This is a genomic window from Kribbella sp. NBC_01484 (assembly GCF_036227145.1).
GTDB lineage: Bacteria > Actinomycetota > Actinomycetes > Propionibacteriales > Kribbellaceae > Kribbella.
The window spans coordinates 1,818,689-1,844,856 of the sequence record NZ_CP109437.1 but is presented as its reverse complement, the minus strand read 5'-3'; the positions used below and the strand labels follow the sequence as shown (position 1 = coordinate 1,844,856).

Here is a 26,168-nt window from a genome sequence, read left to right as displayed (position 1 = left end):
AGGTGGGGCAAATGACCAGGGGATCGGTGACCGTGCGCGTTGCGCGCTGGAGTGCTGTCCATCCATGGCGGGCGATCGGCCTCTGGCTGCTCCTCGTCGTCGTCGCGGTCGGGATGTCGGTGGCCATCCCGAAGCAGCAGACACAGAGCAAGGACGAGTGGGTCGGCCAGTCCGGTCAGGCCGCGGAGCTGATCGAGAAGGCGGGTCTCGGCGATCGGCCCACCGAGACAGTCCTGCTGACCGACCCCGACGGTCCGCTCGACAAGGCCGCCGCGACTACGGCGATCACGCAGCTTCAGCAGAAGCTCAGGGCGCTCGACCCGGTCCAGGCCGTCGGGCAACCGGTCTGGTCGGACAACGGCAAGGCCGCCCTGGTGCCGATCGAGTTGAAGGGTACGGCGGACGACGCGGCCGACTCGATCGACAAGGTCGTCGCCGCCACCGCCGACGTACAGAAGGCGAACCCCGGCCTGACCATCGGCCAGGCGGGCAACGCATCGGTGAACGCCGGTGTCTGGAAGCAGGTCGGCTCCGATCTCGCGAAGGCCGAGAAGCTCAGCCTGCCGATCACCTTCGCCCTGATGCTGATCGCCTTCGGGGCCTTGATCGCGGCCGGGATCCCGGTCCTGCTGGCGTTCTCGGCCGTCGGCGCCGCCCTCGGCTTCTACGCGCCGCTGTCCTACTTGTTCCCCGACGGTGGCTCGGTCGCCAACGTCGTCCTGCTGATCGGTATGGCGGTCGGCGTCGACTACTCGCTGTTCTATCTCAAGCGCGAACGCGAGGAACGCCGCAAGGGTCGCAGCACCCTCGACGCCGTGGAGATCGCCGCGGCCACGTCCGGTCACTCCGTGGTCGTCTCCGGCCTCGCCGTGATCGTCTCGATGGCCGGCCTGTACGTCGCTCAGGACGCGACGTTCGCCTCGATGGCAACGGCAACGATCGTGGTCGTCGCGGTGGCGGTCCTCGGCTCGCTGACCGTGTTGCCCGCGCTGCTGGCGAAGCTGGGTCACCGGGTCGACCGCCCGCGTGTCCCGCTCTTGTGGCGGCTCAACCGGCGCATCGGTCCCGGCGGGATCAGCCGCCGCATCCTGGCGCCCGTACTGCGCTATCCGCGGGCCGCGCTGACGATCTCGGCCCTCGCCGTGGTCGCGCTCGCCGTACCGGCACTGGGGATGAAGACCGAGTCGGCCGATCTGAACACGCTGCCCCAGAGCATCCCCGAGGTGCGCACGCTGAAGGCACTGCAGGAGAACTTCCCGTCCCAGGGCAGTCTTTCGTACGACGTTGTCGCGCAGGGTGACGGTGCGGCCGCGGCGTTGACCGGGCTGCAGGAGTCCGCCGTACGAACCGGGAAGTTCGTCGTACCGGCAGGCGACGCGATCCGGCAGGCGGGCGGAACCGCTGTGCTGACGTTGGTCTCGGTGTTGCCGGACAGCAGTGCGAACGGCGAAGCCGCGCTGCATCAGTTGCGTGGGGAGCTGGCGCCGGCCGCGTTGGGATCGACGACCTGGGCGGTCGGTGGGGACTCGGCCGAGTCGGTTGACTACGGCAACAATCAGCGGGACAAACTGCCGTACGTGATCGCGTTCGTGCTGGCGTTGACGCTGGTGATGATGGCGTTCACCTTCCGGAGCCTGGCGATCGCGCTGGTGACGACGTTGCTCAACCTCGCCTCGGTGGGTGCCTGCTTCGGGGTGCTGGCGCTGGTGTTCCAGCACTCGTGGGCGGAAGGGATCCTGGGCTTCACGTCAGCCGGGTTCGTCGTGTCGTGGATTCCCCTGTTCCTGTTCGTGATCCTGGTCGGGCTGTCGATGGACTACCACGTCTTCGTGCTCGGTCGCATCCGTGAAGGAGTGGCCGAGGGGCTGACCCCACAGGAGGCGGTCCGCAAGGGCATCACCGAATCGGCCGGCGTGGTGACCAGCGCGGCGGCGGTGATGGTGTCGGTCTTCGCCGTCTTCGCCACCCTCGGCATGCTCGAGATGAAGCAGATGGGCGTCGGCCTGGCCATCGCCGTCCTGATCGACGCCACGCTGGTCCGCATCGTGATGCTCCCGTCGATCATGGTCCTGCTGGGTCGCAAGGCCTGGTGGCCCAACCGCCTGCACCGGCAGACGCCGGAGCAGGCGGAACGGGAGCTGGTCTCGGTCTGAGCCGTCACCCGAGCTTGGAGGCCGCGGTCAGCTTGCTGACCGCGGCACTCAGGTTCCCGGTCAGGAGCAGGTGATCGGCGTCCGAGGTGAGTTTCGAGGTGGGCTCGGTAACGTTCTGGCCGATGTGGTTCTGGGCGATCCAGCGGGCCGTGCCGACGACCGCGTCGTCCTCGGCGAACGTGTCCACCGTGGTGCGCTCGAGGAACTTGGCGGACTGGGCCACGGCAGCCAAGGCAATAGTTGCCTGCGGCCCTGACCAGTCCTTGACCTGGAGTGCCACTCCGGCGGCGATCCCGGCCGCCAGGGCGTACGGGTCGTGCTGGCGGAGCAAGGTGTTGCGGGCGTCGGTCAGCTTCTGCCTAGCTGCCGCCTGGGTGGTCAGACCCCACCCGAACGGATACTGCGGATCGTAGGAAGCGTCACCGACGTTCAGTGGCTGCTGAGCTTCCGACCGCGGCCAGCTGACCGGGAGCCGGCCACTGAACGGGCGCTTGCCGAACAGGACGTCGGCAACACCGGCACCCTCGGTGCCGGGCAACCACGACGCCACCAGCGCGTTGATCTTGCCGAGTTGGTCGGCGACCGCCTGCGGCCGGCCGGAGACGATCAGGACGACGCACTTCATCGCGCCGCACACCTTGTCCACGGCCGCCTTGTCGGCGTCGGACAGCAGCAGGTCGTGACCGTTGCCCACGTCACCGATCCCTTCGGCGTACGGGCGTTCGCCGACCACCACGACTCCGACGTCGTGACCCTCGAGCGGTGCCGATGCGTCGGCGCTGAAGGTTGCCGTCGGCACCACCTGCTTGATCCCGTCCAGGATCGTCGTACCGGTCGTCGTCGCACCGGAGCCGCCCTGCCAGGTGATGCTCCAGCCGCCCATCTGGTTGCCCAGGTCATTGGCGTTGCTGCCGGCGACGTACACCTTGGAGGTGGGTGCCAGGGGCAACAGGTTGCTGTCGTTCTTCAACAGCACCTGAGACTTCGCGGCCGCCTCCCGGCCGACCGCCCGGTGGGCGGCCGACCCGATCTCGGCGCTGCGCGACGTGTCAGCGTACGGGTGCTCGAAGAGGCCGAGCTTGAACTTCTCGGTCAGGATCCGCCGGACGGCGTCGTCGACCCGGGTCATCGGGATCCGGCCCGCGGTCACCTCGTCGGTCAGACCCTGGGTGAAGCCCTGGTAGTTCGTCGGCACCATGATCATGTCGAGGCCGGCGTTGATCGACGTCCGGATGTCGCTCGCGTAGTCGCCCGGCAGCTGGTCGATCGCCTGCCAGTCGCTGATCACGAAGCCGCCGAAGCCCATCCGCTGCTTCAGCACCCCGTTGATCAGCTCGGCGTTCCCGTGCATCTTCACCGGAGCCGCGCCGTCGATCGCGACACTCGAGTACGACGGCATCACGGTGCCGACGCCGAGATCCACGGCGGTCTGGAACGGCGCCAGGTGCAGTGTCTCCAGCTGGGCCCGGGTGACCTCGGTGATGCCCTGGTCGATCTTGTACGAACCCGTGGTCGAGGAGCCGTACGTCGTACCGCCGTCGCCGACGAAGTGCTTCGCGGTCGCCAGTACGTGGTTGTTCTGCCCGAGCTGGCTGCCGTCCGCCTTGCCCTGCAGGCCGGTGATCACGGTCGCCATCGACTGGACGAGCGCCGGATCCTCGCCGAAGCCCTCGTAGGCCCGGCCCCAGCGGTCGTCGCGGACCACGCACACGCACGGCGCGAAGTCCCACGGGATGCCGGTCGCGCGGACCTCGGTCGCGGTCACCTCACCGGTCCGCTTGGCCAGGTCGGGATCGCGGGTCGCGCCCATGCCGATGTTGTGCGGCAGGATCGTCGCGCCGACCACGTTGTTGTGTCCGTGGACGGCGTCGACGCCGTAGATCAGCGGGATCTGCAGCCGGGTCGCCTGCGCGTTCAGCTGGAAGTTGTCGATCATCGCGGCCCAGGCGGCCGGCGTGTTCGGCGTCGGCACCGAGCCGCCGCCGGACAGCAGCGAGCCGAGCGCGTACGACGCGATGTCGCTGCGGGACCGGAGCGCGTTGCGCTCGGCCTGGGTCATCTGGCCGACCTTCTCGGCCAGGTTCATCCGGGCGAGCAGGTCGTCGACCCGCTTCTTCAGCGGGAGCTTGGGGTTGAGATACGGGAGGTCGTGGGCGTTGATCACCACGACCGGCTGGGTCGAGGGAGCCTTCGCGCCGGTGACGGTGAGTTCCAGCGGGATCGTCTCGGCGGCCTCCGCGGTGTGGTCCTTGCGGGTGGTGACGGCCACGGTGTGAGAGGTGCCGGACGCCGTACCGGCCGGGAAGGTGAACGTGCCGGAGACCGGGTCGTAGTCGTCCGTGCCGGCGGTTCCGGTGCCGGTGCGGTAGTCGACGGTGACTGGTTCCTCCAGCGGAGTGCTGCCGGTGGTCGCGACGGAGATCTTGACCTGTGCGGTGCCGCCCTCCTTGACCGGATAGACGCCGGCGTCGGTGACGACGCTCGCCTTCAGCGCGGGATCGGCCTTGCCGTAGACCTCGACCTGGTCGATCGCGAACTCGCCGGGGGAGCCGACCGGCATGGTGATCGCGTAGCCCGACATCTGGGTCAGGTTCAGCACCTGGTCGATGCCGCCGACCGGCTGGTAGTCGCTGCGGTAGACCAGTTCGCTGAACGGGATCTCGACCAGGTGCCAGCCCTGCCAGTCGTCGGTGAAGCTCGTGTTCCACAGCTCCGACGCCTCGGCGTTGGCGCCGCCGTCCTTGATCTCGAAGAAGATCCGCTTGCCGGAGCCGGGCGGGAGTGGTGCGGTGTTCTGGCCGTACCACCAGAACCGGATGCCCTTGTGTGCGGACCAGTCGCCGGGGTTCTGGTCGAAGGTCACGTCGTGGCTGAAACCGCCGTACCCGCTGATGTTGTAGGTGCCGTGCAGCACCTTCTCGCCGGACGGGGCGTCGGCGCGGGTCTGCAGCTCCATCGTCGGCGGGTCGTCGGCGTCACTGCCCCAGCCGAAGATCCCCGCGTTCGGCGGCGAGGCGAACGGCTCGGCCCCTTCGAAGGCCGCCAGCACGATCGGCGCCGGATCATCGGCCGCCGCCTGCAACGGTAACAGCCCGGTGATCAGCGCTGCCGCCGCGAAGAGCGCTGTCTGACGAAAACCACGCATGGCCGACTCCCCAGCTCCGCGCGAGCCTCACACCCACGTCCGGCCCCGACTCTCAGCTCTCCCCACCTCCAGGTCAACCCCTCGCCGGTTCCGGAACTAGAGCGCTCTCATCACCTCGGGCCGCATGTGCGGCCGCGGGCCGGCGCAGTACCGGAACCGGACCAGCTCAGGCGCCGGGACGGTGACCGCGCCGAACTCGGTCTCACGGTGGGCGGCGACCCAGTCGATCAGTTTCCCGGGCTGCGTGATGGCGGTGGTGAAGTGCAGGAGGTTCAGGTACCAGATGTCGCGGCGACCGTGCGGCCGCTCGAACCAGTCGTCGGGCCCGAGCTCGACGGCGAAACGATCCATGAGGTCGTCGGCGTTCGAGTCGAGGGGGAACGCGCAGGCCATCACGGTCCCTGGGGTGAGCGTGAGCCCGGCGACGCGGAAACGGGTCGGGCCCGCCCCGGCGCGGTCGAGAGCGGACTGGTAGCGCTGGATTGCGGGGTCATGCGGCTCGATGACCGCGCGATGGCCTTCCAGAGCGCGGACGGTGAGGTGGGCGGAGCCGAGGCGGCCGGTGTGCCAGTGATCCGGGCCGGCGAGGTCCGCGGCCTCGGCGGTCAGGTCGTCGAGATGGCGGCTGAGCAGGTCGTCCATCGGTGGGCGGAGAGCGACGGAGACCGGCCAGCGGCCGCCGTCTCGCGGGAGAGCGTCGCGCTGGTGGTCGCCGGCGGCGATGAGTGGGGCGGCTCGATCGAACAGCTGGTCGAACTTCTGCAAAATCCCTCCCTGGGCGTCGGTTGGATACGACGCCGCGGCATCGCGGTGGGTTGGGTAAAAGCTGGACAGCGGGGAGTTGGTGGGTGAGGGTGTGGCTGCGGGGTCGGGTTGGCGCTTGGGGGCTGGCTTCCGTGGTGTCTGGGTTCTCCGGTGTGTGAGGCTGAGGAGGAACTGTGAGGAAGCTGGCCAGTCTGCTGAGTGGTGTGGCGTTGATCGTCCCGCTGGCGATCGTCGCCGCCGTCCAACCCGCAACAGCGGCGCCGGCCGCCGACGCGGCGTCGGGCGCTCCGTCCAAGGTCCCGACCCTGCTGCGGCAGAGCGCGGAGCTGGCCAAGGCCGCCGCCGCGTCCGCCAAGGCGAAGGTGTCCGGTCCAGAAGCCCGTTCGCTCGGTGTCGACACCAGCGGCCGGATCGGCGTCCAGGTGTACGCCGCGGCGCCCGTGACCGCGGCACAGGAAGCCGACCTGTCGACGCTCGGAGTGACGGTCCTGAAGAATTCGGCGGACTTCAAGGCTGTCCCCGGTGCCGACCTGCCCAGCACCGGCCTGGTGTCCGCCTCGGTGCCGTCCGACAAACTCGACGCCGTCGCCGCGCTCGGCTGGGTGACCGCCCTGCGACCGTCGCTGCGCCCGGCCGTCGACGTCGGCGCGATCACCGCCGAGGGCGTCCAACTGCACCAGGCCGACAAGGCCCAGGCGCGCGGCTTGACCGGACGCGGCCAGAAGGTCGGCGCGATCTCCGGCGACGTCGACCACATCGCCGACTCGATCGCCGCGGGCGAGCTGCCGGCGGACGTGCAGGTGCTGCAACAGGCGGCGTACGACGATGACGAAGGCACCGCGATGCTGGAGATCATCCACGACATGGCGCCGGGCGCGAAGCTCGCCTTCGCCAGCACGCAGGACACCACCGCACAGTACGTCGAGGCATTCCACACGCTCGCCAACGCCGGCGTCACGATGATCGCCGAGGACATCGCGCTCGACGACGAGCCGGCCTTCCAGCAGGGCATCGGCGCGGCAACCGCCGAGGGCCTGGCCAAGCACGGCATCTGGGTCAGCTCCTCGGCCGGGAACCTCGGTGGCCGGCACGCGCCGAGGGTGACGGCGACGGGTACCGGCAAGGGCCCGGACGGCGTCGTGGGTCCGTTCAACGGCTGCCCGAACGCACCCGACAACGTGGTGAAGCTCCGGGGCGCAGACACGACGTACGACCTCAACCTGCTGCCCGGCGCGGCGATCCTGCCGACCCTGCAGTGGAGTGAGCCGCGCGCGGTGTTCCCGACCGCCGGGCAGGGTGGATTCACCGACCTCAACCTGTACTTGATGGACGCCTCCGGTACGACGTGCCTCGCCGCCAGCAACGCGGTTCAGGCGAACGGGGTCGGCGACACCATCGAGCAGTTCATCTACGAGAACACGACCGGTGTCGCGCAGCCCGTCAAGCTGGTCGTCGACGTCCAGGGCACCTCGACGGCCCGCAAGGCCCCGATCCTGGATCTGCGCTGGCGTGCACTGTCGGCCGGCGTCCAGACGATCGACCCGCCGGAGCGCGCCGGCTCGATGAACCCGGACTCGAACTACCTGGGCTTCGCAACCAGTGCCGGCGCCGTCAACGCCAGTCTGTCGGTCGACCCGGCGACGATCGCGCTCGAGCCCTACAGCGCGGCCGGCCCGACCCAGATCCTCTCCACCACCCGGTGCCCGGGCGGGAAGCCCGGTCCGTGCAAGGGAGTCCCCGGTGGTTCGTCGCGGAGCTTCCCGGCCCCGTACTGGGCCGCCGCCGACGGCGTCTCCGTCAGTGGTGCCGGCGGCTTCGGATCCGGAACCTGCCCGACCACCGTCCAAGGCGCCTGCCGCTTCTTCGGTACGTCAGCCTCCGCGCCGACCGCGGCCGGTGTCGCGGCCCTGACGCGGCAGGAGTTCGGCGGCCGGTTGGCGCCGGTCGCACTGAACCAGATCCTCGCGCACCGGGCTGTCGACCGGTCCGGACCTGGCTTCGGAGCGGGTGTCCTGAGCGCGCGCTGACGGTCTGCTCCGGCTGCCTCCCGCAGGCACCCGGAGCAGCATTCAGAAGTTCTAGTGGTCCGATTAAGCACGAATTCAGTAGTCGGAGTGATGGACCCTGCCGGTCGCGGCCGGAAAGGATGTCAGCATGACTACACGTTTCGGGATTTTCGTTCCGCAGGGCTGGAAGATGGATCTCGCGCAGATCGCGGATCCGATAGAGCAGTGGGAAGCGATGACGTCGGTCGCCAAGCGGGCCGACGACCAGTCCTGGAACTCGATCTGGCTCTTCGACCACTTCCACACGGTGCCGGAGCCCAGTGACAACACCACCTTCGAGTGCTGGAGCGCGACGGCCGCGCTGGCCCGCGACACCGAGCGGGTGAACATCGGCCAGATGGTCGGCTGCAACGGCTACCGCAACCCGGCGCTGTACGCGAAGATCGCGTCCACCGTCGACGTCGCCAGCCACGGCCGCCTGTACGCCGGGATCGGCGCGGGCTGGTACGAGCACGAGTGGAAGGCGTACGGCTACGAGTGGACCGACATTCCGCCGCGGATGGCCGCGTTCCGGGAGGCCACCGAGATCATCTACAAGATGTGGACCGAGGACAAGCCGGTCTACAACGGCAAGTACTACTCGATCGACGCGCCGATCAACGAGCCGAAGGGTGTCCGCAAGCCGCACCCGAGCTTCTGGATCGGCGGCGGCGGCCCGAAGGTCACGCTGAAGCTGGTCGCGGAGTACGGCGACGCCGCGAACATCGGCGGCGGTAACCCCGAGGTGATCAGGGAGAAGTGCGACATCCTCCGGGAGCACTGCCAGAAGGTCGGCCGCGACTACGACGAGATCATCAAGTCGACGTCGTTCAACGTGTTCCCGATCGACAAGGGTGACGACCCGCAGCGGGCCACCGAGAAGGCCCTCGGCCCGATGGACCGGGAGAAGTTCGACCGGGACAACCTGATCGGCACCGAGGACGAGATCGCGGACAAGGTCGAGGCCTCCCTGGAGGCCGGCGCCGACTACGTCATCTTCTACGTCCCCGGCGTCGCGTACGACCTGGACCTGGTCGACCGGGTGGAGCAGGTAGCCAAGCGCTTCGCCTGACCACCACCTCGCCAGGCAGGCTCCATTCGAGGGGATATCCGGCTCGTCTGATGTATCCGTCGGTGGGTGGTTGGTTCGCCTGCTTCGCGTCCCGGCGGTCGGCCGTGTTGTGTCGGTTGCGGCACGGGGGTGGGGAGGATCTCGTCCCGGATCGGGTGTGTGATCCTCCCCAGCCTGGCCCGGGCAGCCCGGCCGGCGCGGACGAACCACGCGGCCGCGACACCGATCGCCACCATCACACCCCGGGCCCGCGGTCTCGGCCTGGGCGGACGTGGCGTACTCACAGCCCGGTCCGTCCGGCGCGGAGTGCTCGCGGTCGAGCGTCGCATCTGTGGCATCGCGTTGCTTGGAGTGGTGCAGGTCCGGTCAGCGGCACCGGCATCGCCCAACCCGCCACCACCGCCGGGGCCGGGTATGGCGGACTCCCAGGCCATCACAATCACCCAGACGCTGCGATCGTCCGTGGGAGGTCTTCGTCGTCGCCTGGTTGTGATGGCCTGGCGGTCCGGCCGACGGTGCGGGCAGCACCCCCCCGGAACCGACCCGTGCCCGGCCCCGTAATGCCCGTGCACCGAACGGTCGAGGCTTCCGGCTGACCGCGCCCGAGCACTGGATGGGATAACCCCTCGAAGGGAGCAGGAGCAGCGGGCTCAAGGGGTGGTTGCAACACTTTCGTTTGAAGCGGTGTTGTGATGGGTGCTCGTGGTGGTCGTCCTCGGTTGCCTGTGGAGTTGGAGTGCAGGTTGTGGCGGGCGTACGTGGCGCGGTGGGGTGACCGGTATCGGCCATGGCGGGTGTAGGTCAGTAGGAGTGGTGGACCGGGGCTGAGGGTGACTGTCAGGCTCCCGAAGATGGCCTCGCGTGGGTCGGGGCATCGGGAGGTGTCCGCCTGTGTTTGCCCGATCATCCCGTTGCGCGACGAGCCTGCTTGCGACGGTGGTCGCCAGTTCCCTGCTGCTGGCGACCACCTCCGCGCAGGCCTCCGGCGGCGGCGGTTCCAGCGCGGCCGCGGCCGGTCAGCCGACCCCGGGCGCGAGCACGCGCCGGATCACGCTGGTGACCGGCGACGTCGCCGAGCTGACCACGAGTTCGAACGGCCAGGTCTCGGCCCGGCTGACGAGCGACGAGCCGTACTACTTCGGCACCTTCGACGGTGACCTCAGCCTGGTCCCGGCCAAGGCCTACCAGCTGCTGAGCGACGGCCGCCTGGACAAGCAGCTGTTCAACCTCACCGACCTCGTCGCGCAGGGGTACGACGACGCCGGTAGCGACCAGTTGCCCCTCCTCCTGACCGCGCCGGCCACTCTGCGCAGCGCCCCGTCCACGCCGGCGGCCGCGACTCTGCGCCGTACGCTTCCCAGCGTCGACAGCAGCGCGGTCACCGTGCGGAAGGCTGACGCCAAGACCTTCTGGGACAGCATCAGCGGTCCCGCGGCCTTCAAGAGCGGTAGCCAGGTCAGCAAGATCTGGCTCGACGGCCGTACCCACGCCACCCTCGACCAGTCCACCCGGCAGATCGGTGCGCCGGCCGCGTGGAAGGCCGGGTACGACGGACGTGGCGTCAAGGTGGCCGTGCTCGACACCGGGTATGACGCCGGGCACCCCGACCTCGCCAAGCAGGTCGTGGCGTCGGAGAGTTTCGTCCCGGGTGAGGCGGTCCAGGACCAGTTCGGCCACGGCACGCACACCGCGTCGATCGTCGCCGGCCTCGGTACGGCGTCCGGCGGGAAGGAGAAGGGCGTCGCGCCCGGCGCCGGCCTGCTGATCGGCAAGGTCCTCGACAACAAGGGCGGCGGGTACGACTCCGAGGCGATCGCCGGGATGGAGTGGGCCGTCCAGCAGGGTGCGAAGATCATCAGCATGAGTTTCGGCGGCCGGCCGACAGACGGTACCGACCCGATGAGCCAGGCCGTCGACGACCTGTCGAAGTCGAGCGGCGCGCTGTTCGTGATCGCGGCCGGCAACTCCGGGGCCGAGGAAACTGTCGGTTCTCCCGGTGCCGCGTCCGAGGCGCTGACTGTGGGCGCGGTCGACGGCAACGACAAGCTCGCGTACTTCTCCAGCCGTGGCCCGCGCCTCGGCGACGGTGCGATGAAGCCCGAGGTGACCGCGCCCGGCGTAGAGATCCCGGCCGCCCGTGCCGCCGGCACCGAACAGGGCCATGTGCTCAGCCAGTACTACACGGCGATGAGCGGCACCTCGATGGCGACCCCGCATGTCGCCGGCGCCGCCGCGATCCTCGCGCAGCGCCACCCGGACTGGACCGGCCAGCAACTGAAGGCCGCGCTGGCCGCGACGGCAGTGCCCGCCAAGGACGCGACTCCTGCTCAGCAGGGCCTTGGCCGGATCGACATCCCGAAGGCGCTCGACCCGACGATCCTGCCCGACACCGCGAACCTGTACTTCGGTGACGTCTCCTGGTCCGGGCCGACGCCGCCGGCACCGGTCGTCCGCAAGTTCTCCTACCGCAACACGTCGGGTCGTCCGGTGATCCTCGACCTGAGCGTCACCGCACAGTCCCCGAGCAAGGTCGACGCGGCCATCACGGTGACTCCGGCGCGGATCACGGTTCCGGCCCACGGGGTGGAGTCGGCCGCCGTCATCCTCGATCTCGCGAAGACCCAGCCGGCCAAGTACTCCGGTGTCGTCACGGCACGTTCCGGCAGTACGTCGTACCGGACCGGGCTCGGGTTCGCGGCCGGCGGGCGGCTGAACCAGGTGACCGTGAAGGCGATCGGCCGTGATGGTCAGCCCGCCACCACGAAGGCCGGGGCGAGCGGTGTGCAGCTGTGGAACCAGGACACCGGCGACGTGGACGGGATCGCGTTCGACCAGACCGGCAGCCGGACCCTCGAGGTGCCGACCGGGCGGTACAGCGTGATGGCGTACGCGATGGGCGGCGACGAGGCCAACTGGGCGAACTCGGTCACCCTGCTCGGCGATCCGGACGAGTGGATCGACGGCGACCGGACGTACACCTTCGACGCCCGCAAGGCACACAAGGTGACGGTGAAGACGCCGCGGCCGGCCGATGCGCAGAGCGTCGGCATCGCGTGGCATCGCAAGGTCGGCGACCGCGACGCGGTGTCCGGCTGGGCGTACAACGGCCGGGTTGCCAACGGCATCTACGTGCAGGATTTCGGGAAGGTTGCCAATGGCACCTTCCAGGTCGTGCAGCGCTGGGATCTCGCTCAGCCGATGCTGACCGTCGACGTCAGCGGCGCAGGCAGCAGCTTCCGGCTCCCGACGCCGGGCTCCGGCTCCAGCCGGACCGTGTACGTCGGCAACGAGAAGCTCCCGCTGGTGAGCGGCGGCGACGGTACGCCGGCCGAGCTGACCGGGGTCAAGGACAAGGTCGCGCTGATCCGGTGGGTCTCGTCCGACCAGGTCACCCCACAGGTCAAGGCGGCGAAGGACGCCGGCGCGAAGGCAGTCTTCCTGTACAAGGAGGCGCCGGGCTACTGGTCGACCGGGACGGAGCAAGGCGTCCCGTTGTACCTGCTGCGGTCCGAGCAGGGGAAGCAGCTTCTCGACCTGCTGGCCGAGGGCCCGGTTTCCCTGCAACTGAACGGCTTGCGGGACAGCACCTACCGCTACGACCTGGCTGTCGGGCCGTCGATAGTGAACGGCCCGCTCACGTTCGACGTCGCGAAGATGCGGCCGGCCGTGGTGACCATGGACTTCGCACGCAACCAGGCCTTCCCGCTGCACAACGATCAGCGGATCGCGCACCTGCCGGGGATCTCCACCGGGCTGTCGTCGACCCGCGGGGTGACCGGACCGGTCACTCGCACCGACTATCTGGTCACGGACCTCAAGGGTGTCACCTGGGACGAGAAGACAGCCGCGGGCGAGTGGAACGAGAGCGGCTTCACGTCCACGGTGGCTCGCGGCTACCGGCCGAACGAGAAGGCCGGCCGCAGTTGGTGGGAGCCACTGACGCGGCCGGCTGTTCCGGTGGCGACGAGCGCCGAAGAAGCGGGCGGCTGGCCGCCGGCCCGGTTCGAGAATGCGCTGCGGATCGCGATCCCGCAGTACGTGAACGGCGATCGCACCATCTTTGGCTGGGGCGATCGAGGCGACGTGACGAGCATGACGCTGAGCAGCAACGGCGTCGAACTCGGCCGCGAGGCCTGGTCCGTTGGTCAGTTCGCGGTCCCGGCGAAGGCGGCCTGGTACGACCTGACGCTCGACCAGCAGCGTGGTCCGAACAGCTGGGCGACCACGTCGACCGCCACCCACACCGAGTGGCACTTCCTGTCCAAGCCGACGAAGACGCGGTCCGTCCTGCCGCTCGTGCAGGTCGACTACCAGCACGCGGACGGGCTGCTCGAGCTCGAACCGGCGTACCAGCCGGGCGTCCGCGGCGTCGGGGTCTTCCGGACCACCGCCGAGATCTCGTACGACGGGACGACCTGGCGGCAACTGGCGTTGCGGGGATCCGGTGGCGCGGTGCGGGCCCAGTTGCCGGCCGCTCCGGTGGACGCGTCGTACGCGAGCATCCGGGTGACCGCGACGGATCTGATCGGCAACAAGATCAGCCAGACCATCGAGAAGGCCTGGGCCGTGAACTGAACTGAACGTTAAAAAGGGCGACGCCACGAAGCCGGGGGGAGTGCTCCGTGGCGTCGCCGGGGGCGCGCCAAGGGAGGGGTGGGGGCTGGCGCGCCGGTCTTGGAGGGTCAGTTCCCGAGCAGGCCTCCGCCGAGAATGCCCAGCAGTCCGAGCACGGACAGCAGGTTGCGGATGACCTGGTCGACGGCCTTCGTGCCGCCAGTCTGGTAGGCGGTCACACACTTCTGCAGCTGGTCCTGGGTCGGCTTGGTGATCGTCACCCTCGCCATCTCGGACTGGCAGTACTGCGTCGCCTTGGTCAGCTCACCGACCGTGCTGCCGACCGTGCCGACGATCAGGCCGGCCGCCGTCTGCAGCGTCGCGAGGCCCGGCGCCGGCGGCGTGGTGGTCGTGGGCGGCGTGGTCGTCGTCGGCGGCTTGGTGGTGGGATCGTCCGACGGCTTGCCGGTGGTCGGCGGCCGCTTGGTCGGGTCGGTCGTCGGCTTGCCGGACTGGTCCACGACCGTCGGCGTCGGCTTGACCGACGGGTAGGTCTCCTGGTTCGTCGCCTGCGGCAAGTTGTTGTCGGCTGGGGCGTCGATGGTCGGATCGCCGACCTGGTCACCGGCCCGGTCGACGCCCTGCTCGTCGTCCTCGGTACCGTTGCCGACCGCGATCCAGCTCCCGCCGGCGTACGCCTTGGCGATGCTCACGACCAGGTCGACGTACTGCTGGGAGTGGTTGTAGCGCAGGACGGCCGAGTCCAGGTCGCTCGCCTTGGAGAGGTCCGTCTTGCCGGAGCACAGGTAGACAGCGGTCGACATGGCCGCGTCGTCGATGTCCTGTGGGTTCCGCACGCCGTCGCCGTCGCCGTCCACTCCCATCGACCGCCAGGTGCCCGGGATGAACTGCATCGGGCCGACCGCCCGGTCGAACGCGCCGTCGCCGTCGAACGCACCGGCGTCGGTGTCGGCGATCTTGGCCGTGTTCACACCGTCGAGCCGCGGGCCGTAGATGCCCGGCACGGCGACGCCCTGCGAGTTCAGCGCGTTGCCGCCGAAGCGGCCGTGGTTCGACTCGACGCGGCCGATGGCGGCCACCAGCGTCCAGGGCAGATGACAGCCCGGGTCCACTTGGGCCAGCACCTGCTGGGCCCGCGAGTACGCCTTCAGCGCCGCGTGGGGGATGCCGTTGCGGGACAGGCCGGACACCACCTGGGTCGGCTGCTCGCCGGGATCGACGCCGTGGCCGACCACACCCGGCACCGGCACGTTGGCCGGCTCGGCGATCGGCCGCTTCGGTACGACGACCGGACTGTTGCCGGACAGGCCCTGCTCCAGCGACGCCGTGGCGATCGCCGGATCATCCGTGGCACTGACGGTGAACGCGCTCGCGAACAACGCCAACGGGATGAGCGGCGCCACCTGACGCCAGCCTCCACTCGTGGCGCGGCGCTTGCCCTTCGCCATCGATGATCCCCTCCGTGACTCAGTGACCTGCCCGGCCCCACGCCGCGGACACGTCATTTCGTCGTTCTCGGTTGCCGTCGTAATTGGTCTAACGTCCGCCCCGTGCGTGGGTTACGCGCCGGACTCGGACCATCTACGTGCGGTGACGAGGTACCCATACTGGCGCGTAACAACACTGCTTGTGAACCCCCGGCGGGGCATTTGCCCCTGCCCGCCCACCTGATCCGTAGGTCCGTCGGGGACAATAGCGGCCGTGCCCGACCACACAGAACAGTCCGCCGCGCTCTTCGACAGAGCCTCCGCAGTCACTCCGGGCGGGGTCAACTCTCCCGTCCGCGCGTTCCGCGCCGTCGGCGGCGTGCCGCGCTTCATGGCATCGGGTGACCGATGTCACATCACCGACGTCGACGGGAACCGCTACCTCGATCTGGTCTGCTCCTGGGGGCCTATGCTGCTCGGCCACGCCCATCCGGAGGTGACCGCCGCCGTCCAGGCCGCGGTCGCCCGCGGGACGTCGTACGGGACTCCGACCGAGACCGAAGTCCTGCTCGGTGAGGAGATCGTCGGCCGGACGCCGGTGGACAAGGTCCGGCTGGTGTCGTCCGGCACCGAGGCGACCATGTCCGCGCTCCGGCTCGCCCGCGGCTTCACCGGGCGCGCCAAGATCGTCAAGTTCGCCGGCTGCTATCACGGGCATGTGGACGCGCTGCTGGCGCAGGCCGGTTCCGGCCTGATCACCCTCGGCATCCCCGGTACGCCGGGCGTCACCGAGGCGACCACGGCCGACACGATCGTGTTGCCGTACAACGACCAGCCCGCCGTCACCGCCGCCTTCGCCGAGTACGGCGACCAGATCGCGGCCGTGATCACCGAGGCGTCGCCCGGAAACATGGGCGTCGTCCCGCCGCGCGACAACTTCAACGCGTTCCTCGCCAAGGCGTGCACGGACAACGGCGCACTGTTCATCTCCGACGAGGTGATGACCGGCTTCCGGATCACCCGCTCCGGTTGGTACGGCGTCGACGGCGTCCAGCCGGATCTGATGACGTTCGGCAAGGTGATGGGCGGTGGCTTCCCGGCCGCGGCGTTCGGCGGGCGGGCCGACATCATGGCCCACCTGGCGCCGGAGGGCTCGGTCTACCAGGCCGGGACCCTGTCCGGGAACCCGATCGCCACCACGGCCGGACTGACCACGCTGCGGCTGGCCACCGACGAGGTCTACGCGCGGCTGGACGAGACCTCGGTCACCATCCAGCGCCTGGTCGCGACCGCGCTGGACAAGGAAGGTGTGCCGCACGTCATCCAGGCCGCCGGGAACCTCTTCAGTGTCTTCTTCGTGGAGTCCTCGGAGGGATCTGCCGAGATCCGGGACTTCGTCGGTGCGAACGCCCAGGTGCTGCCCCGGTTCGCGGCGTTCTTCCATGCGATGCTGGACGCTGGCGTCTACCTGCCACCGAGTGCGTTCGAGGCCTGGTTCGTCAGCGCCGCGATCGATGACGACGCGCTGGCGGAGCTCGAGTCCGCCCTCGCCCCGGCTGCTCGTGCGGCAGCCGCAGTACAGAACTGAGAAGGGAACGGCAGCGGTGACCGAAACGACGGTCGTGCATCTGATGCGTCACGGCGAGGTGCACAACCCGACCGGTGTGCTCTACGGCCGGATCCCCGATTTCCACCTGTCCGAGCTCGGCCGGAAGATGGCGGACCGGGTGGCCGAGCACGTGGCCGGCCGGGACATCGTCCACCTGGTCAGCTCGCCGCTGGAGCGGGCCCAGGAGACGATGGAGCCGATCGCGAAGACGTTCGGGCTGACCGCGGACATCGACGAGCGGGTGATCGAGGCGGCGAATCTGTTCGAGGGCAAGAAGTTCGGCGTCGGCGACGGCGCGCTGAAGAACCCGAGCGCCTGGTGGCTGCTGCGGAACCCGTGGAAGCCGTCCTGGGGTGAGCCCTACCAGCAGATCGTGCGGCGGATGCGGGACGCGATCGAGACCGCTCGGCAGAAGGCCGCCGGGCACGAGGCGCTGATCGTGTCGCACCAACTGCCGATCTGGACCGTCCGGTCCGCGATCGAGGGCCGCCGGATGCTGCACGACCCGCGCAAGCGGCAGTGCAGCCTGGCCAGCCTGACCTCGTTCACCTTCCACGGCGAGACAATCGTGTCGGTCGGCTACTCAGAACCGGCGAAGGATCTTCTCCCGGTCAAGAACCCGAAGAAGTTCGTGGGCGGCGCGTGATGTTCCGCCGTACGACGCTCCTGGTCGCCGGGCTGTTGCTGATCGCAGGCTGCAGCTCCGGCCAGCAGGCCGCGCAGAACCGGGAGGGGCAGGCCGGGTTCGTCAGTGGCACCGGGAACGTCTCCTTGTTCGCCCGGGCGGATCGCAAGCCGGCGCCCGCGCTGACCGGTACGACGCTGGACGGCAAGCCGTGGAGCCTGGCCGACCAGACCGGCAAGGTGGTCGTGCTGAACGTCTGGGGCTCGTGGTGCCCGCCCTGCCGCAAGGAAGCACCGGACCTGGTCGCGGCCGCCAAGGAGCTCGGCCCGACGGTGCAGTTCATCGGGCTGAACACCCGTGACCTGGACCCCGCGCCGGCCCGCAAGTTCGTGCAGGAGTTCGGCGTGCAGTACCCGAGCATCTACGACCCGAACGGCAAGGCGCTGCTGCGGTTCCGCGGCCAGATCTCGCCGAAGGCGATCCCGACCACCCTGGTGATCGACAAGTCCGGCAAGGTCGCGGCGCGGGTGGTCGGCGAGGTCTCCAAGGACACCTTGCTCGGCATGGTCCATGATGCTGCCGCCGGCTGACCGAAGGAATCAGCGCCGTGGGTGAGTGGTTCGCCGAGTCGATGACGGGTTCGATGCTGGTGGCATTGCCGATCGCGGTGCTGGCCGGTGCGATCTCGTTCTTCTCGCCCTGCGTCGTACCGCTGCTGCCCGGCTACCTCTCCTACGTCACCGGACTGTCCGCGGCCGAGCTCGGATCGGACAAGCGCGGCCGGATGCTGGCCGGGACGGCCTTGTTCGTGGCCGGGTTCTCCGCGGTCTTCATCCTGACCGGGGTGGTGTTCGGCAAGGCCGGCGACCTGCTGATCGATCACCAGACCGCGATCACGCGAGTACTCGGCGCGCTGACCGTCGTACTGGGTCTGGTCTTCCTCGGCGGGTTCGGCTTCCTGCAGAAGGACATGCGGGTGCATCGGGTGCCGGCAGTCGGGATCGCGGCGGCGCCGCTGCTCGGCGTACTGTTCGGATTCGGCTGGACGCCGTGTATCGGGCCGACGCTCGGGACCGTGATGACGCTGGCCACGACCGAGGGCAGCACCGCGCGGGGTGCGATGCTGGCCCTGGTGTTCAGCCTCGGGCTCGGTATCCCGTTCATCGTGGCGGCGCTGGCGTTCCGGCGGATGCTGGGCGCGGTGGCGTGGGTCCGCAGGCACCAACTGCTGGTGATCCGGATCGGCGGCGTACTGATGATCGCGGTGGGGCTACTGCTGCTGACGGGAGTGTGGGATGCGATGACCGCGGACCTGCGGCAGTGGGTCGCCAACTTCGGGTCGGCGGTGTGACGTGACCGAGGTCAAGGACCACATCACCGCACCGACCGGGGGCTCCGGCAACGAACCGCCCGCCCTCGGCCTGGTCGGCTGGCTGCGCTGGACCTGGCGGCAGCTCACCTCGATGCGGACCGCGCTGGTGCTGCTGTTCCTGCTCGCGCTCGGCGCGGTGCCGGGCTCGCTGATCCCGCAGACGGCGATCGACCCGATCAAGGTGTCGGACTTCCTCACGGCGCACCCGAAGCTCGGGCCGTTCTACGACAAGCTCGGGCTCTTCGACGTCTACAAGTCGCCCTGGTTCTCGGCCATCTACCTGCTGCTGTTCATCTCGCTGATCGGGTGCGTGGTGCCCCGGCTCGGCGTGTACCTGAAGGCGATCCGGGCCAGGCCGCCGAAGCCGCCGCGCAACCTCAACCGGCTGCCCGGGTACGAGCGCTTCACCGTCGACTCCGAGGGCGACGTCCTCGAGCTCGCGACCCGGGAGCTGAAGCGCCGCCGCTTCCGCGTCCAGGCGTACGACGGTGCCGTCGGGGCGGAGCGTGGTTACCTGCGTGAGGCGGGCAACCTGCTGTTCCACTTCTCGCTGATCCTGGCGCTGGTCGGGGTCGCGTGGGGTTCGCTGTTCGGCTACCGCGGCACCGTCCTGGTTGTCGTGGGCAACGGTTTCTCCAACACGGTCGCGCAGTACGACGACTTCACGCCGGGGCGGGCGTTCAGCGGTGATCAGGATCTGCCGCCGTTCTCCCTGACGGTGAAGGACTTCCAGGTCAAGTTCCAGGAGGACGGGCCGCAGCGCGGTGCGGCGCGGGAGTTCAAGGCCCAGCTGTCGTACCAGGAGACACCGGACGCGCCGGAGAAGTCGTACGAGCTGCAGGTCAACCACCCGCTCAAGCTCGACGGCAGCAGCCTCTACCTGCTCGGCCACGGCTACGCGCCGCGGGTGACCGTGCGGGACGGCAACGGGCAGGTCGCGTTCTCCGGGCCGGCGCCGTTCCTGCCGCAGGACAGCAACTTCTCGTCGTTCGGCGTGATCAAGGCGCCGGACGCCCGGCCGATGACGCTGGGCTTCGAAGGCTTCTTCCTGCCGACCGCGGTGATCGACCAGCGCGGTCCCGCCTCGGTGTTCCCCGACGACCTGAACCCGATGCTGGTGATGACCGGGTACTACGGCCGCCCGCAGCCGGAGACCGGGAAGCCGGAGTCGGTGTACCAGCTGGACAAGACCAAGCTCACGCAGTTCGAGCAGAACGGCGACAAGTGGCGCTTCCAGCTCGCGCCGGGCCAGACCCAGGCGCTACCGGACAAGGCCGGCACGATCACCTTCGACGGCTACAGCCGCTGGGTGAAGCTGCAGGTCAGCCACACTCCCGGCACGGATCTCGCGCTCGCGGGCATCCTGCTGGCCATCCTCGGGCTGATGGGCTCGCTGTTCGTGCATCCGCGCCGTACCTGGGTGCGGGTCCGGACCGAGGACGGGCGTACGGTGGTCGAGGTAGCAGGGCTGGACCGCGGACCCGAGCGTGGCCTCGGGGACGAGATCCGGGCCATCGGTGCGGTACTCAGACCTGATCGATCGAGCACGCAGGAGACATCATGAGCCCGGAGACCTACGCGCACGTCTCCAACCTGCTGATCCCGACCGCCACCGTGATCTATGCCCTGGCGATGATGTCGCACGCGATGGAGTGGGCCCTCGGCCGCTCGGCGATGGCGAACACGGCCGCGGTGAAGGAGGAGGTCCTGGTCGCCTCCGACGGCGAGCAGGTCACCGCGGGCTCGACTGACGTACCTGACGCCACCGGGAGCATGGAGCGGCTTGAGGCAGCCAGCAGGATCGGGCTGCTGCTGACCTGGCTGGCGTTCGTCTTCCACCTCGGCGGCGTGGTCACGCGCGGCCTGGCGGCCGGCCGGGTGCCGTGGGGCAACATGTACGAGTTCTCGATCACGGCGTCGCTGGCCGTCGCGATCGTCTACCTGATCTTCGTGCAGCGCTACAAGCTCCAGTGGCTGGGGCTCGGCGTGACCCTCGTGGTCGCCGCCGTACTGGGGCTCGCGACGCTCGCGCTGTACACGCCGGCCGGTCCGCTCGTGCCGGCGCTGCACTCGTACTGGCTGGTCATCCACGTGTCCTCGGCCGCGATCTCCGGTGGTGCTTTCACCGTCGGCGGACTCATCTCGGTGCTCTACCTGATCAAGGCCCGGGCCGAGCGGAAGGTGCTGGCCGGCGGCACGATGTCGGCGTCGCTGCGCCGGCTGCCGAGTGCGGAGTCGATGGACAGTACGGCATACAAGGTGTTGGCGTTCGCGTTCCCGCTGTGGACCTTCGGGGTGCTGGTGGCCGGGCCGATCTGGGCCGAGTACGCCTGGGGCCGGTACTGGGGCTGGGACCCCAAGGAGGTCTGGTCGCTGGTGACCTGGGTGGTGTACGCCGCCTACCTGCACGCGCGGGCGACCGCGGGCTGGCGGGGCCGCCGGGCCGCGACGATCGCGATCGTCGGCTGGTTCGTGTTCATCTTCAATTTCGTCGGGGTCAACCTGTTGGTCTCCGGTCTGCACTCCTACGCTGGGGTGTGAGATGAAGGAGTTCGCCATCTACACCGGCCTGCGGGCGGCGCTGTTCGCCGTCTGCTTCGCGGTGCTGTGGTTCGCGCTGAACACCTGGCTGAGCCTGTTCCCGCTGCTGCTGCTCGCGCTGATCGCCTCGTCGATCCTGTCGATCTTCGTCCTCCGCGCCGCCCGCGACCGGCTGGCCGGCAAGATCGAGCACCGGGCCGAGAGGATCTCGCACCGGATCGAGCAGGCCCGCACCGCCGAAGACGACGACTGACCCCACGGCCGCCGACTGACCCCACGGCCGCCGACTGAGCCCACGGCCGCCGACGACTGAGCCCACGGCTGCCGAAGCCGACCGGGCTCACCGGCGTACGTCGCCTGCCCCACCGGCAGCTCGTCTCGGGGCAGAAGCCGGGGGCATGACCACCCACTGGTGGGTTTGGACAGGCAATAACTTGTCCCAGCCCACCAGTTGTTGTCTCAGCCCCCTGGACCTTGGTGGCGCGGCAGGCAGGTGTACCAGTGGAACAACTGGTACACAGAGTGACGTAGCCCACTCTTGATTCCTCCGGAAAATCCTTTGTGCATCCCTTCACATCAGTCGTAGTGTGGTTGATGAAACGAAACCGTTTCGTTCTATCAGCTACTAATGGCTTACGCAGGGTGATCATGGTCGAGACAGCAGGAGTGCGGCAGCGGCCGCGGGTCGAGGGTGGTCGCGAGGAGGAGATCCTCGACGCGACCGTCGCGGTGGTGGCCGAGCTGGGCTACGACCGGCTGACCATGGACGCGGTGGCGACGGCGGCGAAGGCCAGCAAGGCGACGCTGTACCGGCGCTGGACCACCAAGGCCGAGCTGGTCGTCGACGCGATCAGCCGGGCCAAGGGCTGCCCGATCCCCGAGGACGTCGACACCGGCAGCCTGCGGGGCGACCTGATCTCGATGTCGTGTGGTGACGGCGGCTTCACCGACGAACTGCCGATGTCGGTGATCGCCGGTCTGCTCACCGCCCTGCACCGCGACCCGGAGCTGCAGAAGGCGTTCCAGGAGCGCTTCCTCGCGCCCCGGCAGGACGTGGTCGCCACGGTCTACGCCCGGGCCGTCGAGCGGGGCGAGATCGCACCGGACGTCGACATCGAGCTGCTGTCGGTGACGCTGCCGGCGGTCGTCATCCACCACGCGTACATCCTCGGCGTCGAGCCCACGGACGACCTGATCCTCCGAGTGATCGACAACGTGATCCTGCCTGCGGCGCGGGGGTCGCAGGTGAGCTGACCGGTGAGGGGCCGGTTCGCGACAAGCAAGACAGTCTGCCCAAGAGGGGAAGTTTTCTTATGTCCGAAGAAGTCATCAACGCCGATCCGCCGGAGAACCGGCCGGTCGACTCGGTGACCGAGCCAGCTCTGTCCGATTCAGAGGCAGGCCACGGTCACCGCAACCTCGGCATCGCGCTCGCACTGATCTGCATGGCGCAGCTGATGGTGGTCCTGGACGGCACCATCGTCAACATCGCGTTGCCGCACATCAAGGACGATCTGGGCTTCAGCAACGCGTCGCTGCCGTGGGTGGTCAACGCCTACGCGCTGGCGTTCGGCGGCTTGCTGCTGCTCGGCGGCCGGATCGGGGACATCCTCGGCCGCCGCAAGGTCTTCGTCTTCGGGGTCGTGCTGTTCGGCCTCGCGTCGTTCGTCGGCGGTATCGCCCAGAGCGAGGAAGTGCTGCTGGTCAGCCGGATCCTGCAGGGCGTCGCGGCGGCGGCTGCTGCGCCGAACGCGCTCGCCCTCATCACCACCACCTTCCCGGCCGGCAAGGAGCGCAACCGCGCGATGGCCGTGTACGCCGCGATGTCCGGGGCCGGTGCGGCCGTCGGCCTGATCCTGGGCGGGCTGCTGACCGAGGCATCCTGGCGGTGGACCTTCTTCATCAACACGCCGATCGGCCTGATCGTGGCGGTGCTGGCGTTCCGGTTCCTGGGTGAGTCGGCCCGGCAGACCGGCAAGTTCGACCTGCCCGGTGCGATCACCGGCACGTTGGGGCTGAGCTCCTTGGTCTACGGCCTGACTCACGCTGCCTCGAACGGCTGGGGTGACGCGGCCACGCTGACCTACATCTTCGGCGGTCTGGCCCTGATCGGGATCTTCCTCGCCATCGAGGCACGCTCGCGGCACGCACTGCTGCCGTTCCGGATCCTCGCGAACCGGACCCGTGGGGTCAGCTTCTTCGTGATGCTGATCGTCGGTGCGGCGATGTTCTCGATGTTCTACTTCCTGGGCATCTTCGTGCAGAGCATCATGGGCTACAGCGCGCTGAAGACCGGTATCTCGTTCCTGCCGTTCAGTGTCGGCATCATCGTCGCGGCGCAGGTCGCTTCGACGCTGGTGGCCCGGATCGACCCGCGGTGGATCGCCGGCACCGGTGCTGTGCTGATTTCGGTCGGCATGTTCGGGTTCAGCCGGCTCGAGATCGACTCGACGTACCTGACCCATCTGCTGCCGTACATCCTGGTGCTGTCGTTCGGGATGGGCCTGATCTTCGTGCCGATCACGCTGACCGCGGTCAGTGGAGTCGCGCACGAGGACTCCGGTGTCGGCTCCGCGGTGCTGAACACGGTCCAGCAGATCGGTGGTGCGATCGGTCTGGCGCTGCTCGGCACGATCTCCACCAGCGCGATCAAGGACAAGTTCACCGAGCTGGCCCCGGGCCTGCAGAAGGCCGCCGAGGCCGGGCAGTCACCGGACCAGATCAAGCAGTTGCAGGGTCAGTTCACGGCGCTGGCGACGACCCACGGCTTCACCCGGGCCTTCGTCTGGTCCGCGTTCCTGGCGCTGGGCGCGGCCGTGATCACGCTGATCGGCTTGTCGATCAAGCACGAGGATCTGGCCACGGACAACGCTGACGGACCCGTCCACGTGGGCTGAGGCTCCGAAGAAGACCCGAAGGGCCCGCTTCCCGGGAGGGGGGAAGCGGGCCCTTCGTCGTACTCGAGGGTCAGAGCGGCTTGCGCATCACGATCTCGCGGTGGATACCGTCCGCCATCAGGTCGCCCAGCTCGTCGGTGTCGGCGAAACCGCTTCGGAGGTAGAGGTTGTGCGCCGGGTCGTTGCCGTCGACAACCGACAGCTTCAGGACCCGGGCGCCGGCGTCACGGGCCCAGTCCTCGATCGCGGTCATCAGTGCGTCACCGACACCCTGGCCGCGGCCGGCCGGGGCGATCCACATCGACACGAGCTCGGCGGCCTCGGGCTCCTCGGCAAGGAGTCCGCCGGCCATGCCGACCGGTGTACCGTCGAGCGAAGCGATCAGCTGATACGCGCCGGGCACGCTGAGCCGCTCACGCCACCGGTCCTCGGGCGCGTCCGCCCAGTCCGCGAGCTGAGAGCCGAACGCGTACGGCGCTTCCGTGAGCGCGGCCAGCCGGAGTTCGCGCCAGAGCTTCCAGTCGTCCGGCCCGATGTCTTGTAGCTCGATCATCAGGCGCGCGGCGGTGGGAACTTGGAGGAGACCCAGTCGCGGACGCCGCCCAGGCCGTCGCCCATGTCCCGCACCAGTTTGGCCAGCGGGTCCTGGGAGCGGTTGAAGGCGTCGGTGTACGACTTGGCCGCGTTCCTCGCCTCCTGGGACATGGACGCCGTGGCGTCGTCCTGGCGCTTCGGATAGTCGCCGGAGACGATCGTCGTGTACTCGCCGTCGTCGACCCAGCGCCGCAGCTCGTGCGCGCGGATCACGGCCATCGGGTGCGTCTGCGCCTCGAGCAGCAGCAGCTTCAGCACGCTGTCGCGCAGGTCGCCGGCGCTCTCGTACTCCGTCCCCTGCGCGAGGAAGGTCGTGGTGTCGAGCTCGCCGAGCTGACCGCCGCTGGCCAGCTTCATCTGGACGCGCAGCGCGACCGCCGGGTCCTGGACCGCGAGCAGGCCGGCCCGGTCGCCGGACAGCTCGGCCTTGCGGGACCACTCGTGCAGGGCGGCGATGATCGCGCGGAGGCCCAGCGCGCCGATCGGCATCCAGTTGATCGCGCCGGTCAGCCGCATCAGCCACAGCAGCAGCGACTGGTAGAGCGCGTGCCCGCTCTGTGCGTGGCCGAGCTCGTGACCGAGGATGAACCGCAGTTCCTCCTCGTCCAGGCCCTGCAGCAGGGCGCTGTTCACCACGATGAACGGACTGTCCATGCCGATCGTGACGGCGTTCCAGATCGGGCTGTTGGTCACGTACAACTCGGGCAGCTGCCGGACGTCGAGCGTCGTACCTGCCTCGGTGAAGAGCCGGTGCACGTCCGGGAACTGCCGCTCGTCGACCCGGATCGCCCCGCCGAGGAACTGCAGCCGGAAGGCCCGCTCGTTGATCATCCCGGACATCTTCCGCAGGACGTAGTCGAAGCCCTTCAGCTGCCGCAGGGCCACCAGCGCGCCCCGGTCCGCCGGGTGCTCCCACGCTCGCGAACTGATATCGGTCAGCGTCGTCCGATGCCGCGTCGGCCGATCGTCGTTCTCGCTCATCGCTCCCCCTGCCCAGTCGTCATGTCACCCCAACCTAGCTCGCCGCCGGGTCGCCGCGTCCTGGGAGTGAGTGCCCACGCGAGCAGCAGCGGGAGTGGCCAGCTCAGCGGGATCGACCACCATGAGAGGTGCAGGTAGAGGAAGGCGACCACGCTCCCCTGCGTGAGGGCGGTGCCCCATAACCAGTACCAGAACGCGTTCCATCCGCGGTGCTGCCCGCCGCGCCGGTGTCCGACCGCGGCGAGCGTGGCGGTCGCAGGCAGAGCCGTCAGTACGCCGAAGCCGATGACGACCACCGCGATCAGCACCACGTCACCGGTGGAGAAGTGCGGTTCGAATCCCAGGGGCACCATGGGTCCCATCCTTT

Annotated in this window: 19 protein-coding genes; 13 read left to right on the top strand and 6 right to left on the bottom strand. The window is 69.1% G+C overall.

What is annotated here, in order from left to right; all coding sequences use genetic code 11:
- Positions 1 to 11: 11 nt before the first annotated feature.
- Positions 12 to 2,153 (top strand): MMPL family transporter, encoded by a 2,142-nt coding sequence (locus tag OG555_RS09020; protein WP_329482354.1) that lies wholly within the window; start codon positions 12 to 14, stop codon positions 2,151 to 2,153.
- A 4-nt stretch (positions 2,154 to 2,157) separates the two neighbouring features.
- Here OG555_RS09020 and OG555_RS09015 read toward each other — a convergent pair whose 3' ends face one another.
- Together OG555_RS09015 and OG555_RS09010 are read right to left on the bottom strand one after the other, a co-directional pair.
- Positions 2,158 to 5,298 carry a glycoside hydrolase family 3 N-terminal domain-containing protein gene (locus OG555_RS09015; RefSeq protein WP_329482353.1) on the bottom strand — a complete coding sequence of 1,047 codons (3,141 nt, stop codon included), beginning with the start codon at positions 5,296 to 5,298 and terminating at the stop codon, positions 2,158 to 2,160.
- A 96-nt stretch (positions 5,299 to 5,394) separates the two neighbouring features.
- A complete protein-coding gene (locus OG555_RS09010; RefSeq protein ID WP_329482352.1) occupies positions 5,395 to 6,063 on the bottom strand; it encodes a hypothetical protein in 669 nt (222 codons plus the stop codon).
- Positions 6,064 to 6,236: 173 nt separating this feature from the next.
- On the opposite strand from OG555_RS09010, the gene OG555_RS09005 reads away from it, so the two are divergent.
- From OG555_RS09005 to OG555_RS08995, 3 genes are all read left to right on the top strand, one after another.
- The gene (locus tag OG555_RS09005) at positions 6,237 to 8,090 is read left to right on the top strand and encodes a S8 family serine peptidase (RefSeq protein WP_329482351.1); all 1,854 of its coding nucleotides are present in this window, start codon (positions 6,237 to 6,239) and stop codon (positions 8,088 to 8,090) included.
- Positions 8,091 to 8,217: 127 nt separating this feature from the next.
- Positions 8,218 to 9,180, top strand: a complete 963-nt coding sequence (locus OG555_RS09000) for an LLM class F420-dependent oxidoreductase (RefSeq protein WP_329482350.1) — start codon at positions 8,218 to 8,220, stop codon at positions 9,178 to 9,180.
- A 936-nt stretch (positions 9,181 to 10,116) separates the two neighbouring features.
- Complete coding sequence (locus OG555_RS08995; RefSeq protein ID WP_329482349.1) at positions 10,117 to 13,755, top strand: S8 family peptidase; 3,639 nt, start codon at positions 10,117 to 10,119, stop codon at positions 13,753 to 13,755.
- 107 nt (positions 13,756 to 13,862) lie between these two features.
- On the opposite strand, the gene OG555_RS08990 is transcribed toward OG555_RS08995, so the two are convergent.
- Positions 13,863 to 15,203 (bottom strand): lytic transglycosylase domain-containing protein, encoded by a 1,341-nt coding sequence (locus OG555_RS08990; protein ID WP_329482348.1) that lies wholly within the window; start codon positions 15,201 to 15,203, stop codon positions 13,863 to 13,865.
- A 244-nt stretch (positions 15,204 to 15,447) separates the two neighbouring features.
- On the opposite strand from OG555_RS08990, the gene hemL reads away from it, so the two are divergent.
- The 9 genes from hemL to OG555_RS08945 all read left to right on the top strand — a co-directional run bounded on the left by hemL (position 15,448) and on the right by OG555_RS08945 (position 24,226).
- The gene (gene hemL, locus OG555_RS08985; RefSeq protein ID WP_329484789.1) at positions 15,448 to 16,770 is read left to right on the top strand and encodes a glutamate-1-semialdehyde 2,1-aminomutase; all 1,323 of its coding nucleotides are present in this window, start codon (positions 15,448 to 15,450) and stop codon (positions 16,768 to 16,770) included.
- A 43-nt stretch (positions 16,771 to 16,813) separates the two neighbouring features.
- Complete coding sequence (locus OG555_RS08980) at positions 16,814 to 17,437, top strand: histidine phosphatase family protein (RefSeq protein WP_329484788.1); 624 nt, start codon at positions 16,814 to 16,816, stop codon at positions 17,435 to 17,437.
- Positions 17,437 to 18,006 carry a TlpA family protein disulfide reductase gene (locus OG555_RS08975; RefSeq protein WP_329482347.1) on the top strand — a complete coding sequence of 190 codons (570 nt, stop codon included), beginning with the start codon at positions 17,437 to 17,439 and terminating at the stop codon, positions 18,004 to 18,006. The genes OG555_RS08980 and OG555_RS08975 overlap by 1 nt, the downstream gene beginning before the upstream one ends.
- A 17-nt stretch (positions 18,007 to 18,023) precedes the next feature.
- A complete protein-coding gene (locus OG555_RS08970) occupies positions 18,024 to 18,767 on the top strand; it encodes a cytochrome c biogenesis CcdA family protein (protein ID WP_329482346.1) in 744 nt (247 codons plus the stop codon).
- 1 nt (position 18,768) lies between these two features.
- On the top strand, positions 18,769 to 20,352 hold the full coding sequence (gene resB / locus OG555_RS08965) for a cytochrome c biogenesis protein ResB (RefSeq protein WP_329482345.1): 1,584 nt from the start codon (positions 18,769 to 18,771) through the stop codon (positions 20,350 to 20,352).
- Entirely contained in the window at positions 20,349 to 21,329 is a 981-nt protein-coding gene (ccsB, locus tag OG555_RS08960) for a c-type cytochrome biogenesis protein CcsB (protein WP_329482344.1), read from the top strand. Before resB ends, ccsB begins: the two co-directional genes overlap by 4 nt.
- Before the next feature lies 1 nt (position 21,330).
- Complete coding sequence (locus OG555_RS08955; protein WP_329482343.1) at positions 21,331 to 21,582, top strand: DUF4229 domain-containing protein; 252 nt, start codon at positions 21,331 to 21,333, stop codon at positions 21,580 to 21,582.
- 395 nt (positions 21,583 to 21,977) lie between these two features.
- Entirely contained in the window at positions 21,978 to 22,583 is a 606-nt protein-coding gene (locus OG555_RS08950; protein ID WP_329482342.1) for a TetR-like C-terminal domain-containing protein, read from the top strand.
- A gap of 59 nt (positions 22,584 to 22,642) precedes the next feature.
- Positions 22,643 to 24,226, top strand: a complete 1,584-nt coding sequence (locus OG555_RS08945) for an MFS transporter (protein WP_329482341.1) — start codon at positions 22,643 to 22,645, stop codon at positions 24,224 to 24,226.
- A 70-nt stretch (positions 24,227 to 24,296) separates the two neighbouring features.
- Here OG555_RS08945 and OG555_RS08940 read toward each other — a convergent pair whose 3' ends face one another.
- Genes OG555_RS08940 through OG555_RS08930 form a run of 3 tightly spaced genes read right to left on the bottom strand, consistent with a single transcriptional unit; the run spans position 24,297 to position 26,154 of the window.
- Positions 24,297 to 24,779, bottom strand: a complete 483-nt coding sequence (locus tag OG555_RS08940; RefSeq protein ID WP_329482340.1) for a GNAT family N-acetyltransferase — start codon at positions 24,777 to 24,779, stop codon at positions 24,297 to 24,299.
- Positions 24,779 to 25,801, bottom strand: coding sequence for a M48 family metallopeptidase (locus tag OG555_RS08935; protein ID WP_329482339.1), 1,023 nt, complete (start codon positions 25,799 to 25,801; stop codon positions 24,779 to 24,781). The genes OG555_RS08940 and OG555_RS08935 overlap by 1 nt, the downstream gene beginning before the upstream one ends.
- The gene (locus tag OG555_RS08930) at positions 25,798 to 26,154 is read right to left on the bottom strand and encodes a hypothetical protein (RefSeq protein WP_329482338.1); all 357 of its coding nucleotides are present in this window, start codon (positions 26,152 to 26,154) and stop codon (positions 25,798 to 25,800) included. Before OG555_RS08930 ends, OG555_RS08935 begins: the two co-directional genes overlap by 4 nt.
- Between the last annotated feature and the right edge of the window lie 14 nt (positions 26,155 to 26,168).

Excerpts from the sequence above, each read along its gene's own strand:
- OG555_RS08930 (WP_329482338.1), bottom strand. The coding sequence starts at position 26,154 with ATGGTGCCCCTGGGATTCGAACCGCACTTCTCCACCGGTGACGTGGTG.
- OG555_RS08955 (WP_329482343.1), top strand. The coding sequence starts at position 21,331 with ATGAAGGAGTTCGCCATCTACACCGGCCTGCGGGCGGCGCTGTTCGCC.
- OG555_RS09015 (WP_329482353.1), bottom strand. The coding sequence starts at position 5,298 with ATGCGTGGTTTTCGTCAGACAGCGCTCTTCGCGGCGGCAGCGCTGATC.
- OG555_RS08980 (WP_329484788.1), top strand. The coding sequence starts at position 16,814 with ATGCGTCACGGCGAGGTGCACAACCCGACCGGTGTGCTCTACGGCCGG.
- OG555_RS09020 (WP_329482354.1), top strand. The coding sequence starts at position 12 with ATGACCAGGGGATCGGTGACCGTGCGCGTTGCGCGCTGGAGTGCTGTC.
- OG555_RS09000 (WP_329482350.1), top strand. The coding sequence starts at position 8,218 with ATGACTACACGTTTCGGGATTTTCGTTCCGCAGGGCTGGAAGATGGAT.
- OG555_RS08935 (WP_329482339.1), bottom strand. The coding sequence starts at position 25,801 with ATGAGCGAGAACGACGATCGGCCGACGCGGCATCGGACGACGCTGACC.
- OG555_RS08950 (WP_329482342.1), top strand. The coding sequence starts at position 21,978 with ATGGTCGAGACAGCAGGAGTGCGGCAGCGGCCGCGGGTCGAGGGTGGT.
- OG555_RS08945 (WP_329482341.1), top strand. The coding sequence starts at position 22,643 with ATGTCCGAAGAAGTCATCAACGCCGATCCGCCGGAGAACCGGCCGGTC.
- OG555_RS08940 (WP_329482340.1), bottom strand. The coding sequence starts at position 24,779 with ATGATCGAGCTACAAGACATCGGGCCGGACGACTGGAAGCTCTGGCGC.
- OG555_RS08975 (WP_329482347.1), top strand. The coding sequence starts at position 17,437 with ATGTTCCGCCGTACGACGCTCCTGGTCGCCGGGCTGTTGCTGATCGCA.
- OG555_RS08990 (WP_329482348.1), bottom strand. The coding sequence starts at position 15,203 with ATGGCGAAGGGCAAGCGCCGCGCCACGAGTGGAGGCTGGCGTCAGGTG.
- ccsB (WP_329482344.1), top strand. The coding sequence starts at position 20,349 with ATGAGCCCGGAGACCTACGCGCACGTCTCCAACCTGCTGATCCCGACC.